The sequence below is a fragment of the Mesorhizobium tianshanense genome, assembly GCF_007830515.1.
GTDB classification, from domain to species: domain Bacteria; phylum Pseudomonadota; class Alphaproteobacteria; order Rhizobiales; family Rhizobiaceae; genus Mesorhizobium; species Mesorhizobium tianshanense.
In genome coordinates this window covers 105719-120442 of the sequence record NZ_VLKT01000012.1, presented here as the reverse complement: position 1 = coordinate 120442, position 14724 = coordinate 105719, and the positions used below count along the sequence as shown (strand labels likewise).

Here is a 14724-nt window from a genome sequence, read left to right as displayed (position 1 = left end):
GGACGATGAAGACGATCGGCGAAGCCTCCACCTCCGCGGAAGTTCGTGCCGAGGCGGCGCTCACCGCTGTTGCGGAATGGACGGGAAAACAGATCGGTTTTGCCTCGGCCTCTCCGGGTATCGCATCGCCCTCGCATCGCGGCGTCGACAGCGAAGCTTGGCTGGTGGCGGTCGACCAGTCGTCTCCGGCCTATTTCCTGAAGATCGTGAGCGCCGACCAGAAGGCGTTCGTCGATCTGGGGGCCGTGTTTGACGCCGCTTCCGTCGCGGCCGAACTGGGCTGCGCGCCAAGTCCCCGGCATCTTGCGCGAGACGCCGGCGCGATCGTCTTCGATCTCCTGCCGCCCGGTTGGAAAACGGCACGCATGGACGATCTGCGACGGACGGAAATCATGGAACAGGTCATCGCGCTCAAAAAGGCGATCCATGGGTCGCGGCCATTCGCCTTGTCGTGGACAGTTTTCGACAGGATCCGGGTGCTGGACAACGCCTGCAAAGCCGCCGGCGTCGACCGTCCGGACGATCTTTGGTGGATGCTCGACGGCGTCGGGGAGATCGAGCGCGCGATCACGGCTGCGGGCTACGATGCCCGGCCGAGCCACGCGGACGGTCTCGCCTCCAACGTCATGATAAGCCAGGACGGGGCGGTTCAGCTCGTCGATTTCGACGAAGCCCGCAATGTCGACCCCCTCTACGAGATCGGCATCCTGCTCAATGAGGCCTTTCCGTTCGAGGAAGAGATGCGGCCGGCGCTTGAGATGTTCGAGGGGTCTTTTCGTCAGGCTTCCCTCGACCGCTGCCGTGTCTATGCGGTCGCGGACGATCTGATGTGGGGGCTCTGGGGGATGCTTATGAACTCGACATCAGCGCGCGGCGACATCGAGTTCCTGAAATACGCGCAGTGGCGCCTGCTGCGCTGCCGGATGGCTCTTCGCCATCCGGACTTCGAACTGAAGCTGAGACGGCTTTGAGCTGACACAAGGGGCTGTAGATGATTGAGAAGCGGCCAGGCGAGGCGGTGAGCGAAGCCGAGCGGGAGATCGAAGCCGTCATCCATGCCGTCGAACCATGGACGGGCCGCGATCTCCGCTACCGGCCGGTGCATGGCGGCATCAGCAACTCCAATTGGCGCATTCGCATCGAGGGACAGCCAGGGAGCTATTTCGTTAAGGTTCCGGGCCGGGGCACCGAGATGTTCATCGACCGAAAGGCGGCGGCGGAGGCGAGCCGGCGCGCGCATTCGCTCGGTATCGGACCCGCGGTCTACGACTATCTGGACGAACGCGGAGTCGAGATCGCCGACTTCATGGAGGGACGGCGCTCCTGTACCAATCGCGATTTCCTGGATCCGGATGTGCGCCGCTCGGTGCTGGGTCTCTATCGGCGCTTCAACGATTCGGGCCTCCTGCCGCTAACCAAGACGGTCTTCGACATGATTGACGAGCATATCGATCAGGTGCGCGAGCTCGGAGGCGCACTGCCCGCGGATTTTGCCTGGCTGCATCGCCAGTACCGGCTGGCGCGGGCGGCGCTCGAGGCTTCGGGCATCGACCTCGTGCCGTGCTTCAACGATCCAATGCCCGGAAACTTCATGATCGCGCCCGACCGGTCGATGATGCTGATCGATTATGAGTATGCGGCAAACAACGACCGCTGTTACGAACTCGGCATCTGGTGCGGGGAAATGTTCTTCTCCGATACGGTCGAGGCGGAAGTCATCGAGGAATATTTCGGCAGGTTCGACCCACGGCTGAAAGCGCGACTGGTCGTGCACAAGGTGCTCGCCGATGTGAAGTGGGGAACCTGGGCAATGGTGCAGAACGTCGTATCGGCACTCGATTTCGATTTCTACAAATACGGTGCGTGGAAATATATGCGCGCGCGCTCGGTGATACAGACCCCGCAATGGGTCGAATATCTCAGGGCGGTCTGACCGGTGTCACTGGCAGAGCAATTCCGACCAGTACCGTATTATCATTGTGATGAGCCAAAGAGGGGGGTTTCCGTCTCCAGCTACTGCCCGAGTGGATGCAGCCGGCATTGCGGTTGAGCCGGCATGGGTAACGGCTGGCATGTCTGCAGGGAGGGTTAGCGGCGGTCGTTTGCAATCAGGTTCGTCAGGCAATCACCTGCCTGGCTCCCAGGCACGCCGAGATCCCTGACACTGTCCATGTGGTTGCGGTTCGTGAGAACAAGCGACGTGACCGGCGAACCCTGCTGCAGCAGGTTCTCTTTGAATCGATCTGCTTGCTGATGGAAAGGCGGCGTCTCATTGGCTCCGACCAGAACCGTCGCTTTGGATTGAGGATCATGCCGATGGGCAAGAGGTGTAAACATGGCGACTTCCTCATCGGTGATCCCAATCTCGTTGGCGAGAAAGGAGTTCTGGAGCGGCTTCAAATCGTAGAGGCCGCCGAGCAGAAGAGCTGCCCGCACATTCGACGGGGTATTCTCGCTATTGAACAGAAACGTTGAAAGATGTGCTCCAGCCGAATGACCGCTGACAGTCAGTTCTGCCGGGTTCCCGCCATGGTCGGCGATATGGGCCAGAACCCACTGCTTGGCGCGGCGCACCTGGTCGACGATCGTAGCCATCCTGACCTTGGGCATCAGAGCATAGTCGACGATGACGGCAATCGCACCCGCCTGGGTAATCGTCGTCGCGACGTATGAGTAGTCGCGCTTGGAGAACATTCTCCAGTAACCGCCATGGATAAACATGTGCACCGGCAGGCCGCTTCTTTTGCCCGAGGGAAAGAACAGGTCGACGGTCTCGGTCTGATCCGGCCCATAGGCAACGTCCGCAGTCATTGGAATGGTTGCGCGAACGGCCTCGCTGCGGTGAACGATGTCCTGCACGATTTTGTCAAAATCCGCGACGTGATCGCGGATGCGAAACGGATCGCTTTGCACTCTTCCCTCCGCTCAGATGCTGATGGCGAGGTATTTCGCCTCCATGAACTCGGCAATGCCGTGATGCTGGCCGCCCTCGCGGCCGAGGCCGCTCTGCTTTACCCCGCCGAAGGGGGCTGCCGGATCGGACATCAAACCGCGGTTGAGAGCGATCATCCCGGCTTCGATCTTGGATGCCACCCGCATTCCACGCGCAAGATCGCGCGTGTAGATGTAGGCGGCAAGACCGTATTCGGTGTCGTTGGCGCGCGCGATGACGTCGGCTTCCGTTTCGAATCTCGAGATCGGCGCCACCGGCCCAAAAATTTCCTCGTGCGCCATCTCCGCCTCGGCCGGGACATCGCAAAGCACGGTCGGTGGATAGTAGAATCCCTTTCCCGAGCCTGCCTTGCCCCCGCACAGCACCCGCGCGCCACGGGCGACAGCATCGTTGACCAGACGGTCGATCTTGTCGACGGCCTTCCTGGTGATCATCGGCCCGCACTCCGTGGCCGCGTCCGGACCAGCGCCGATCTTGAGTGCCGACATCCGCCTGGCGAGGCTTTCGCAAAAGGCATCGTAAACGCTGGACTGGACATAGATGCGGTTTGCGGCCGTGCAGGCCTCGCCGGCGTTGCGCATCTTCGCCACCATCGCCCCATCGACCGCCGCGTCGAGGTCCGCGTCGTCGAACACGAGGAACGGCGCGTTGCCGCCAAGTTCCATCGAACACGAAACCACGTGCTTTGCAGCCTCGGCCAGCAGAACGCGCCCGACACCCGTCGAGCCGGTAAAGGAAAGCTTCCGCACCCGCGGATCGGCCAGCATCGCGGCCGTCACAGGACCGGGATTGGAGGTTGTCAGAACGTTCACCACACCTGGCGGAACGCCTGCTTCCTGGTAGAGCGCGGCAAGCGCGTAGGCCGTGAGCGGGGTCTCGCTGGCTGGCTTCAAAATTACCGTGCACCCGGCAGCCAAGGCGGGCGCGATCTTGCGCGTCGCCATGGCGGCAGGGAAGTTCCAGGGTGTGACAAGGACGCAGATACCGATGGGCTCGTAGTCGACCACGATCCGGTTCGTGCCGGAAGGCGCAATCCCGAATTCACCGGTGATGCGAACGGCTTCCTCGCCATTCCAGCGAAAGAATTCCGCAGCGTAGGCGATCTCGCCACGCGCGTCCCGGAGTGCCTTGCCGTTTTCCAGCGAGATCAGGGTTGCCAGCGTCTCGGAACGTTGCGTCATCAGTTCGAAGCAACGTCTAAGGATTTCGGAACGCTTGCGGGGTGCCGTTGTGCGCCAGCCGTCGGCGGCTTTGGCCGCGGCCTCCACGGCGGCTGTGGCATCTTCGATCGTCGCATCGGGAACGGTGGCGATCACCGCTTCGGTGGAAGGGTCCACGACCTGGATTTCCCTGCCGTCGGCGGATTGCCCCCATTGGCCGCCGATATACAGGCCGTGGGAAAATCTATGGAAGTCGGCAGTGTCCTGATCGTCTTCCAGCTGATGAGATATGTTCATGGCCTGCTCCTCGATTGCTCACATGACGTAGGTGGCGAGATCGCCATCGTAGGCAGCCTGGATCAGGCCCCGCATGGCTGCCAGATCGAATGGACGCGGATTGTTCTTGATGAGACGGTCGATGCCGAGCGCCTGTTCGGCCGTCCAATCGAGCTTGTCGGCGGGAAGCCCGAGCTTGGCCAGCGAAGGCGTGATCCCGATCGCTCCAAACAGCCGGCCGATCTCGTCGATCGTCGCGCCGGCCATCTCACCGGTACTCCGGTCCCTCCTGTCGAGACCAAGAGCAAGGCCGATCTCGGTCATCTCGGTGGCCGCGGCGACCCGGTTGTACTTCATGACATACGGCAACATGGTGGCGACACCCAGCCCGTGAGCGGTGTGGGTAAGGGCGCCGACCGGATATTGCACCGCGTGCGCCGCCGCCGTTCCGGCCGTGCCGAACGCACAGCCGGCTGCAAGCGCGCCCATCATCACATCGGCCCGAGCGTCCTCGTCGGCTGGGTCGCGGTATGCCTTCTCGAGACTGCGGCCAAGCAGCTTGATCGCGAGCAGCGCAAAATGATCGGTCAGCGCGCTCTTTCCGATGAAGACATGCTGTTGCGGCAGGCTGGGGTCAGTGCCGCGCCTGACGGCGGTAAAAGCCTCGATCGCATGTGTCAGCGCGTCTGCGCCCGCGATGGCCGTCAGTCCCGGGGGACATGTCATCGTCAGTTCCGGGTCGCAGATGGCGGCTGCCGCAATCAGATGCGGGCTGGATATGCCGACCTTCAAGGTGCGATCCGGATCGGAGATCACCGCGACAGGGGTCACTTCCGAGCCGGTGCCAGCCGTTGTCGGCACCGCGATCAACGGCAGCGTCGGGCCAGGCACCTTGAACTCGCCGTAGTAGTCCTGGAGCAGGCCGCCGTGACTGATGAGCAAAGCGGCGCATTTGGCCATGTCGAGACAACTGCCGCCTCCGATGGCGATCACCATGTCCGGCGCAAACTCCCGCGCCACCTCCACGCAGACGGCAACCGTGTCTCGTGGCACATCGGGCTGCACACGGTCGTGCACCAGCACATCGATCGATGCGCCCTCAAGCGCCGCCATGATCTCTGCGAAGGCGACAGTTGCGGCGAAGCGCTCGTCCGTACAGACAAGAGCGCGACGGCCCAGCCTGGCCGCAACGGTTGGAATGACATGGCGCTGGCCCTTCCCGAAGAGGATTTCACGCGGCAGCCTTACGGCGGCGAAAAGGCTCATGTTCTGCATCCTCGATGATGTTGGGAATGAAAGCGAAAGCTCGTTGAGCTTGGCCTAAAAAGTATCCTCTATTAAATCGTATAGGATATAGGATTGTATTGGACGAAGCATCGTGTTAGCCAGTGATCCTGTCAAGAGGCAAAGATGCAGGTCATGAACTCAAGCAATGCCCGAGAAGTCGAGCCCGCTGGCGGACGCATCCAGCGATCCAACAGCCTTGTGGAGGACGTCTACGAAGCGATCTTCGCGCAACTCATGTCGCTGAAGATCGCGCCTGGCTCACGGATCACCGTCGACAGCCTGGTCAAGGAGCTTGATGTATCCCACACGCCAATCCGTGAAGCGCTTGGCCGCCTCGAAGGCGAAGGCCTTGTGCTGAAGACACATTTGATCGGCTACCGCGCCGCGCCGCAGATAACCAAGCGCCGATTTGACGAACTCTATGAGCTTCGCCTGCTGCTCGAACCGCATGGGGCAGCCAAGGCAGCCGCATTGATGGATGAGACGAAACTTGCGGTGCTTCGGGAGTCCGCAGGGGGCATGGCGCGCCGCGAAGGCAAGGACGAACGCCTGCGTTACTCCAATTTTGCGCGGCAGGACGCCATTTTCCACGACAGGATCATGGAATTTGCAAACAATGATCTCGTGCGCGAGACCCTCGCATTCCAGCATACGCACTTCCACATCTTCCGCCTGATGTTCCATTCGCGCGTCACCGAGGAAGCGCTCGACGAGCATGAGGCCATCCTGGCCGCCTTCGCTGCCTCCGATCCCGCCGCGGCGGAACAGGCGATGCGCCGCCATATCGAGCATTCTCGTGATCGTTTGTTGCTGGCGTTCGATTGAGACTGTCACGATGTCAGTCACCGTCCACATCGGGAGCGGCGCCGTCAAGCTGGATGCACCGCTTACCACGCAGGCGAACGCCCGGGATACCACGTCCCGGATCCCCTTTTCTGAGACCCGCGCCGCCGGGCGAGTGCAACGCCCGCCTGACTTCCACCCACAAAACGAGGAAACCGACCATGCCAGGCAAGAAAATACTAATGTTGACCGGTGAGTTTACCGAAGAATACGAGATCTTCGTCTATCAGCAGGCGATGGAGGCCGTCGGCCACGTCGTCCACGTTGTCTGTCCCGACAAGAACGCTGGAGACCTGATCAAGACGTCGCTTCACGATTTCGAAGGCGACCAAACCTACACCGAAAAACCCGGCCACTATGCTTTGATCAACAAGACCTTTTCGGAGGCGGAAAAACAGCTCGACCAGTATCATGCCGTGTATTGCGCCGGCGGTCGTGGCCCCGAGTACATCCGCACGGATAAGCGCGTGCAGGCGATAGTCCGCCATTTCCACGAAAACAAGAAGCCGATCTTTACGATCTGTCATGGCGTCCAGATCCTGATCGCGGTCGACGGCGTCGTGCGTGGCAAGAAAGTAGGTGCGCTGGCTGCCTGCGAGCCGGAAGTGACCCTCGCCGGTGGAACCTATATCGACCTGTCCCCGACTGAGGCCTATGTGGACGGAACGATGGTGTCGGCAAAGGGCTGGACCGCACTTGCCGCGTTCATCCGCGAGTGCCTGAAGGTGCTGGGAACGGAGATCCGCCACAACTGAGTCAATCGTCCGATGCATCCCAGACGGGATGCATCGGTTCGCTCCCCAGATCGTCCACGGATCGTGGCAACGCCTTCGTGCTCACGTGCAAGAGAGGAACGGGTCGCCGCCGATCTTCATCGGCGACGATGCCAGCCGAATTGATCCAGGTTGTTTCGCCGCCCACGCGCGCATCTCGGCGATGCCGAGCGCCTCTCCCAGATCGCAGCCTGCGTCGGTGGGAGCGTTCGACGCCGGGCTGATCGATCTGGCCGAACCGACTGCCGGACTGCTCGGGCAGACCGTGCTGCGGCTCGATACGATCGGGCTTGCCCGTCGCCGAAATCCGGTCCCGCTTTTGCTGTTCCTAGACTTCCACGTTTTCGGGTATGATCGAACCGGCCGGGCACGCACCTACTCCGGTCGGGAGGAATTCTTGAGGAACCTAGGCAACCCGCACAGGGCCACCGACGGCGTTCCGATCACACGGCGCGATCTGATTGCGGCCGCTGTTTCGGGTGCGACGACGCTATTCGCACCCGTTGCCCTCGGCGCCGAAGAAGAGAGTTTCAAATTCGGGCTGACGCCGGTCTTCCTCTCGAACGATCTCGAATTGCTTGGCCATCTGCGCAGCTACCTGGGCGCCAGGATCGGAGGCCGGGTCGAGCTCGTCACGCGCCGCACGTATCAGGAAATCACGGCGCTGCTGGTTTCCGGGCAGGTTCAGTCGGCATGGATCTGCGGCTATCCCTACGTGCAGTTCAAGGCCGATCTCGACCTGGTCGCAACCCCGGTCTGGCACGGCAAGCCGCTCTACCAGTCGTACCTGATCGCTTCGGCCGGTCGCAAAGCGGATGACTGGCCCGGATTGAAAGGCGACGTCCACGCGTTCTCGGATCCTGATTCGAATTCGGGTTTTCTGGTGACGCGGGCGCTGCTTGCGGAGAAGCGCCAGCTTCCCGGCAATTTCTTCTCGCGGAGCTTTTTCACCTATGGACACCGAAACGTCATCAGGGCCGTCGCCTCGGGCCTCGCTCAGTCGGGCAGCGTGGACGGCTACGTCTACGAGGTCATGCGTGAGACCGAGCCGGATTTGGTGAAGCAGACCAGGATCGTTCGCAAATCGGAATTGCTCGGCTTTCCGCCAATAGCGTCGCCGAAGTCCGCCTCCAACGATCGACGCGTCAAGGCGTTGCAGCAGGCCTTGATTTCCATGAAGGATGATGCCGAGGGGCGGAAAGTCCTCGCCCTGCTTCGTCTGGACGGGTTCGTGGCAACCGATCCATCGCTCTTCGACGCGATTGCGGCCAAGGTGGAAACCGTGAGGCAGTTTGGATGAAACTGCTCCGGCGTTTCCGATCGATTCCCGTCTCCTACCGCGTGCCGGTCCTTGTGGCTTTGCTCATGGTGGTCATCAGTGCAGCCATTTCCGAACGAGTGCTCAACCGGCTGTCGCGGACACAGGAAAGCTTCCTCGACGGCCTTGCCGAAACATATCTTGATGGTCTTTCGGCGACGGTCGTGCCGGCCGTGCTGCGGGCGGACGTCTGGGAGGTGTTCGACGCGCTCGACAGATCCTCGGCGTCCTATAAATCCCTCGCTCCGGTCGAAACCGTGGTGACCGGCCCGGACGGCAGGGTGCTCGCAGCGAGCGATCCGAACCGGATGGCGACTTATTCCGAATTGCCGGCGGATTATCTCAATCGCTATGGTCCTGATGTCGTCACGATCGACGAGACCAGATTGACCGGGTTCGCCCACCGCGATCTCGTCTACCAGGGTCAGCCGATCGGAACGATCCACGCCACATTCGATGTTTCGCACCTCTTTGCCGAGCGGCGTGAGATTCTGATCACCCTGCTCATTACCAACGGCGTCCTTGCGTCCCTGTTCGCTTTGGGCGGCTTCGTGCTGGTGAGGCAGATGATCGGCCCGATGCGGGTGCTGGAGGATCACATGCGTTCGGCAGCGCATGGCGCGGCCGAGCCGATCTCCCCCCGGGAAATCCCGACGAGGGATTCCGAAGTCGCGGGCCTGTTCCGCGGCTACAATGCCCTTGTTCGTGCCGAGCGCGAGCGTGCCAATCTCGCCATGCAGCTCGCCGAGGAAGAGAAGCTGTCGAGCCTGGGGCGTCTCGCGTCCGGCATGGCGCATGAGATCAACAACCCGCTTGGCGGCCTGTTCAACGCATTGGATACGTTGAAGACCCATGGCGAAACCCCCGGTGTTCGCGACACATCGATCAGCCTGATCGAGCGCGGCCTTGCCGGTATCCGCGACGTGGTCGAGGCCGCGCTTGCCACCTACCGGCCTGAACGATCGCAGCGCCCCATGACCGCCGCCGATCTGGAAGATGTCCGTCTGTTGCTCAAGCCGGAATTGCGCCGGAAGCGGCAGCGGCTGGATTGGAGCGTCGCATGGAACGGTGCGCCGGAGTTGCCCATCCGCGGCGGTCCGGTCCGTCAGGCAGTTCTCAACCTCCTCCTCAATGCGAGCGCGGTCACTCCGGAAGACGGGACGGTTTCGCTGAACGCAATGAGCGCCGAAGACCGGCTGCACATCGAAATTGGCGACCAGGGCTCCGGAATGCCGGCCGATATCGCGGGGATTCTCATCGATCAGGATCCCGGTCCGGCCGTACGCGCGGGGCGTGGTCTCGGCCTCTGGATGGTCCGCCGCGTGGTTGACGATCTTGGCGGACGTGCCAGTATCGCACCCAAAAGAGGGGGAGGGACGGCGGTCACGCTGACAATTCCCTTCGACAGCGAGGACGCCAAAGCCCATGCTGCCTGACCGCGCCCGGATAGGCCTTGTCGAGGACGATCCTGTGATGGGAGGGTCGATCGTTCAGCGCCTCGAGCTCGAAGGCTGGCGGGTGACATGGTGGCGGTCAGGACGAGACGCCATTTCCGGAATTGAAGGCCTGTCCAGTTCCCTCGATCTGGTGATTTGTGACGTCCGTCTTCCGGACATTTCCGGCGAAGTGGTTTTCAGCGAACTTGCCAACCTGCCGAACTCCCCACCCTTTATCTTCGTGACCGGCCATGGCGAGATCGACCAAGCTGTCCGGTTGATGCGATCCGGCGCCGTCGATTTCATGACCAAGCCGTTCGCGATGGATGAATTCCTGCGGCGGATCGGTGCCGCGCGGCGGACGACGCATAGCCAGCTTCATCTCAAGGGCTATTTCCTCGGGGAGTCCCCGGCCATCCAGCATACCGAAGACCTGCTGCGTCGTTACGCGGGCCACGATCTGCCTGTTCTGATCACCGGCGAGACAGGATCCGGGAAAGAAGTTGCGGCCCGCCTGCTGCATGAGGTTTCGCCTCGGCGTCTGGAGCCGTTCGTCGCCGTGAACTGTGCGGCTATCCCGGCCGAGCTGCTGGAAAGCGAGATTTTCGGTCACGAAAAAGGGGCGTTTACCGGCGCGCAACAACGGCACCTCGGATACGCCGAGCGGGCTGGAAAGGGCACATTGTTCCTGGATGAGATCGGCGACATGCCAATGCCGCTCCAGGCAAAACTGCTCAGATTGGTCGAAGACGGAAGTTTCAACCGGGTTGGCGGTGAAACGCCCTGTACGTTTCGTGCGAGGGTCGTTTCCGCCACTCATCGCGACCTTGGCCAAGGCGGCGGGCCGTCGAGCTTCCGCGAAGATCTCTATTTCCGGCTTGCGGTCTTGCCGGTGACAATTCCGCCTTTGCGCGAGCGGCATGAGGACATCACCTGGCTTCTCGACAGGTTCCTGGAAAATGCAGCGAGTCGATCCGACATCCGGATCCGGGGCTTCAGCGCGCTGGCCGAGGAGGCCGCACTTGCCTATCCCTGGCCTGGAAATGTGCGGGAGCTCAGAAACCGCGTCGAGCGGGCGGTGGCGTTGTCGACCAGCGAGTGGATCATGCCCGGTGACCTGTTCCCGGAACGGACAACAAAGCCCGGAAGTGCTGCATTCGCCCCGCTAGCCGACGTTCGCGATGCCGCGGAGCGGCGGCAGATCGAGCGCGCGCTGGACGAAACAGGCGGTCAAATTGCGAAAGCAGCTGGGTTGCTGGCGATCTCCCGAACGACGCTCTGGGAGAAGATGACGCGGCTCGGCCTTGCCGATCGGGCACGTTCGACTTCTTGAACCTTCGGCAGTGCAGCATGTCCGGATTTCCGCACGCGCGGGCCCGTTGGGGCTGACGCTACAGCAGTTTCCCGAATGAAATCGGCGGCTTCTCCGGCTGGCACAGGCGTTGCAAGGCCGCTTGCGACGATTTTCGCCAAACGGGAGGAATGCATGGATCGCTGCAACAAGCTGGTCGACGTCGGCCGCCGACAGTTTCTAAGGGGAGGGGCGTTCGCCGCCGCAGGCGTGGCCACGGCGGTGGCGCTGCCGGCGCAAGCTCAGACCAAGGCCGCACCCGGTCTGGCACTGGTCGAATACCCGTCGAACAGGCTGGCCAATATCGCCGATTTGAAACCAAACGAGCCTTTCGATGTCGGCTACCCCGATGAGAACGCGCCCGGTGTGCTGCTGAAGCTTGGAACGAAAGTGGAAGGCGGCGCCGGCCCTGACGGCGACATCGTTGGGTTCTCGACCACGTGTCCGCACAAGGGCTTCCCGCTCAACTACAACGCCGACGACCACTCCTTCAATTGTCCCGGCCACTATTCGCGCTTCGACGCGGATGCCGGCGGGCAACAAATATGGGGGCAGTCGACCGCCAACCTGCCGCAATACGCGCTCCGCATCGACGACAAGGGCGACATCTATGCCGAGGGCGTGGATGAGTTGCTCTACGGTCGCCTGAGCAACGTACTTTAGGGAAGGATCGGATCATGGCTTACAAACGTCACATCGACCGGCTGCCGATCATTCCGGCGGATGCGAAGAAACACAACGTCACCTGCCATTACTGCATCGTCGGCTGCGGCTACCACGCCTACACCTGGCCGGCCAACAAGCAGGGCGGCACCGATGCCGCCTCGAACGTATTCGGCGTCGATCTGTCCGAGCAGCAGGCCGCCGAGACCGACGCTTGGTACGCGCCTTCGATGTACAACATCGTCAAGCAGGACGGTAAGGACGTCCATATCGTCATCAAGCCGGACCACGAATGCGAGGTGAACTCCGGCCTTGGTTCGGTGCGCGGCGCTCGCATGGGCGAAACGCGGTTTTCGACGGCACGGGGCTCGCAGATGCAGCGGCTCACCGACCCGATGGTATGGCGCTATGGCCAGATGCAGCCGACGTCCTGGGACGATGCGCTCGACCTCGTCGCAAGGGTGACCGCGGCGGTCGTGAAGGAACAGGGCGAGGACGGGCTGTTCGTCTCCATGTTCGATCATGGCGGGTCGGCCGGCGGTTACGAAAACACCTGGGGCACCGGAAAACTCTATTTTGGCTCCATGAAGGTGAAGAACATACGCATCCACAATCGCCCGGCCTACAACTCGGAAGTCCATGCCACTCGCGACATGGGCGTTGGCGAACTCAACAACTGCTACGAGGACGCCGAGCTCGCCGACACGATCATGGCCGTCGGTACCAATCCGCTCGAGACCCAGACGAACTACTTCCTCAACCACTGGGTCCCAAACCTGCGAGGCACGACGCTGGACAAGAAGCAGGCGCAGATGCCGGACGAGCCGCATGCGGCCGCCCGGATCATCATCGTCGATCCCCGCCGCACGGTGACCGTCAACGCCTGCGAGGCCGAAGCGGGCAAGGAAAACGTACTCCACCTCGCGCTCAATTCAGGAACCGACCTGGCGCTGTTCAACGCGCTGTTCACCTACATTGCGGACAAGGGCTGGGTCGACGAGGATTTCCTGAAGAACAGCACGGCCGCTGAAGGCAAGGCGCGCCCGGCGCTGTATCCGGCGCGCGGCGAGGCGGACGGCAAGCCCGGGCACCTCACCAACTTCAGCGGCGCCGTTGAAGGCTGCAGGATGTCGATCGAAGAGGCGGCGGGCATCACCGGGCTCGATCCGGCCGACATCGTCAAGGCGGCGGAGTGGATCGCCAGGCCGAAAGAAGGCGGAAAGCGCCGACGCACCATGATCGGCTACGAGAAGGGGCTGATCTGGGGCAATGACAACTACCGCACCAACGGCGCGCTGGTGAACATAGCGCTGGCGACGGGAAATATAGGCCGCGAGGGCGGCGGCGTGGTGCGCCTCGGCGGACACCAGGAAGGCTATGTGCGCCCCTCCGACGCGCATGTCGGGCGGCCCGCGACCTATGTCGACAAGCTTCTGATCGAGGGCCAGGGTGGCGTCCACCACATCTGGGCCTGCGACCACTACAAGACTTCGCTCAATGCGCACGAGTTCAACCGCGTCTACAAGACGCGGACGGACATCGTGAAGGATGCGATGAGCAAGGTGCCGTATGGCGATCGGCAGGCGATGGTCGAAACCATTCTGGCCGCCATCAAGGCCGGGGGCCTTTTCTCGGTCGATGTCGACATCATCCCGTCCAAGATCGGCGCGGCGAGCCATGTCTGGCTGCCGGCGGCAGAGTCGGGCGAGATGAACCTGACGTCGATGAACGGCGAGCGGCGCATGCGGCTGGTCGAGCGCTACATGGACCCGCCGGGCAATGCCAAGCCTGACTGCCTGATCGCGGCAGGACTGGCCCAGCATATGGAAAAGGTGCTGCGCGAGATGGGCGATGCCGCCTATGCCGACCAGTTCAAGGGCTATGACTGGGCGACCGAAGAAGATGCCTTCATGGACGGCTACAACAAGAACGCCGGCGGCGGCGAGTTCGTCACCTACGAGCGCCTGAAGGCCATGGGCAACAACGGCTTCCAGGAGCCCGCTACTGGCTTCGCGGACGGCAAGATCGTCGGAACGAAACGACTCTATGCAGACGGCGTTTTCTCCGGGGAAGGCGGCAAGGCAAACTTCATGGACGCGCCTTGGCGCGGGCTGCAGGCACCAGGCAAGGAAGAGCAGAAGGCCAAATTCAAGTATCTTATCAACAATGGCCGCGCCAACATCGTCTGGCAGAACGCCTTCCTCGACCAGGAGAACGAATTCGTCATGGATCGCATGCCCTTTACCTACATCCAGGTGAGCCCGGACGACATGGGTGAACTCGGCCTGAAGGCCGGCGATCTCGTCGAGGTCTACAACGATGACGGTTCGACGCAGGCGATGGTTTATCCGACCCCGACGGCGAAGAAGGGCGAGACCTTCATGCTGTTCGGCTTTCCGACCGGGGTGATGGGCAACGTCATCAATGACGGCGTGAACGAGCTGGTGATCCCGAATTACAAGCAGACCTGGGCGAACATCCGGAAAATCTCGGATGCGCCGGAAGGCGTGAAACACCTTTCGTTCAAGTCGCAGGAGTATCAGGCAGTCTGAGGCCCTCCCGAGCCCCGCATCTGGCTATTGAGGTTTTCACATCGATGACTTCGATGTAGGTCCTCGAACTCAGCTTCGGGCCGTGCAATTCCGGCGCCGTCGACCAGCAGCC

At 62.0% G+C, this 14724-nt stretch carries 12 protein-coding genes and 1 pseudogene; 10 read left to right on the top strand and 3 right to left on the bottom strand.

Translation table 11 applies throughout. The annotated features are described in order from the left end of the window. Positions 1-5 precede the first annotated feature (5 nt). The gene (locus IQ26_RS11915; RefSeq protein WP_145717088.1) at positions 6-971 is read left to right on the top strand and encodes a phosphotransferase; all 966 of its coding nucleotides are present in this window, start codon (positions 6-8) and stop codon (positions 969-971) included. A gap of 20 nt (positions 972-991) precedes the next feature. Next, positions 992-1933, top strand: a complete 942-nt coding sequence (locus tag IQ26_RS11910) for a choline/ethanolamine kinase family protein (protein WP_162457939.1) — start codon at positions 992-994, stop codon at positions 1931-1933. 155 nt (positions 1934-2088) lie between these two features. On the opposite strand, the gene IQ26_RS11905 is transcribed toward IQ26_RS11910, so the two are convergent. The 3 genes from IQ26_RS11905 to IQ26_RS11895 are packed head-to-tail and all read right to left on the bottom strand — an operon-like array spanning position 2089 to position 5655. After that, positions 2089-2913, bottom strand: coding sequence for an alpha/beta hydrolase (locus tag IQ26_RS11905; RefSeq protein ID WP_145717086.1), 825 nt, complete (start codon positions 2911-2913; stop codon positions 2089-2091). 12 nt (positions 2914-2925) lie between these two features. Then, positions 2926-4410 carry an NAD-dependent succinate-semialdehyde dehydrogenase gene (locus tag IQ26_RS11900; RefSeq protein ID WP_145717084.1) on the bottom strand — a complete coding sequence of 495 codons (1485 nt, stop codon included), beginning with the start codon at positions 4408-4410 and terminating at the stop codon, positions 2926-2928. A gap of 18 nt (positions 4411-4428) precedes the next feature. Further along, a complete protein-coding gene (locus IQ26_RS11895; protein WP_145717082.1) occupies positions 4429-5655 on the bottom strand; it encodes an iron-containing alcohol dehydrogenase in 1227 nt (408 codons plus the stop codon). Positions 5656-5799: 144 nt separating this feature from the next. Between IQ26_RS11895 and IQ26_RS11890 the strand changes: the two genes are divergently transcribed. From IQ26_RS11890 to IQ26_RS11860, 8 genes and pseudogenes are all read left to right on the top strand, one after another. After that, a complete protein-coding gene (locus IQ26_RS11890; protein ID WP_145717080.1) occupies positions 5800-6501 on the top strand; it encodes a GntR family transcriptional regulator in 702 nt (233 codons plus the stop codon). Between the two features lie 179 nt (positions 6502-6680). After that, positions 6681-7274 (top strand): DJ-1/PfpI family protein, encoded by a 594-nt coding sequence (locus IQ26_RS11885; RefSeq protein WP_145717078.1) that lies wholly within the window; start codon positions 6681-6683, stop codon positions 7272-7274. Positions 7275-7491: 217 nt separating this feature from the next. After that, positions 7492-8592: a substrate-binding domain-containing protein gene (locus IQ26_RS11880; protein WP_322791152.1), complete on the top strand. Its 1101-nt coding sequence runs from the start codon at positions 7492-7494 to the stop codon at positions 8590-8592. After that, positions 8589-10046 carry a sensor histidine kinase gene (locus tag IQ26_RS11875; RefSeq protein ID WP_145717075.1) on the top strand — a complete coding sequence of 486 codons (1458 nt, stop codon included), beginning with the start codon at positions 8589-8591 and terminating at the stop codon, positions 10044-10046. Before IQ26_RS11880 ends, IQ26_RS11875 begins: the two co-directional genes overlap by 4 nt. Continuing rightward, positions 10036-10896 (top strand): annotated as a pseudogene (locus tag IQ26_RS41255) (sigma-54-dependent transcriptional regulator); the annotation flags it as partial. The gene IQ26_RS11875 and the pseudogene IQ26_RS41255, both read left to right, overlap by 11 nt. Positions 10897-10953: 57 nt before the next feature. Continuing rightward, positions 10954-11379, top strand: coding sequence for an AAA-type ATPase lid domain-containing protein (locus tag IQ26_RS41250; RefSeq protein ID WP_322791153.1), 426 nt, complete (start codon positions 10954-10956; stop codon positions 11377-11379). A gap of 153 nt (positions 11380-11532) precedes the next feature. Beyond that, positions 11533-12060: an arsenate reductase (azurin) small subunit gene (locus tag IQ26_RS11865; protein ID WP_145717071.1), complete on the top strand. Its 528-nt coding sequence runs from the start codon at positions 11533-11535 to the stop codon at positions 12058-12060. Positions 12061-12074: 14 nt separating this feature from the next. After that, the gene (locus IQ26_RS11860; RefSeq protein WP_145717069.1) at positions 12075-14612 is read left to right on the top strand and encodes an arsenate reductase (azurin) large subunit; all 2538 of its coding nucleotides are present in this window, start codon (positions 12075-12077) and stop codon (positions 14610-14612) included. Positions 14613-14724: the final 112 nt, after the last annotated feature.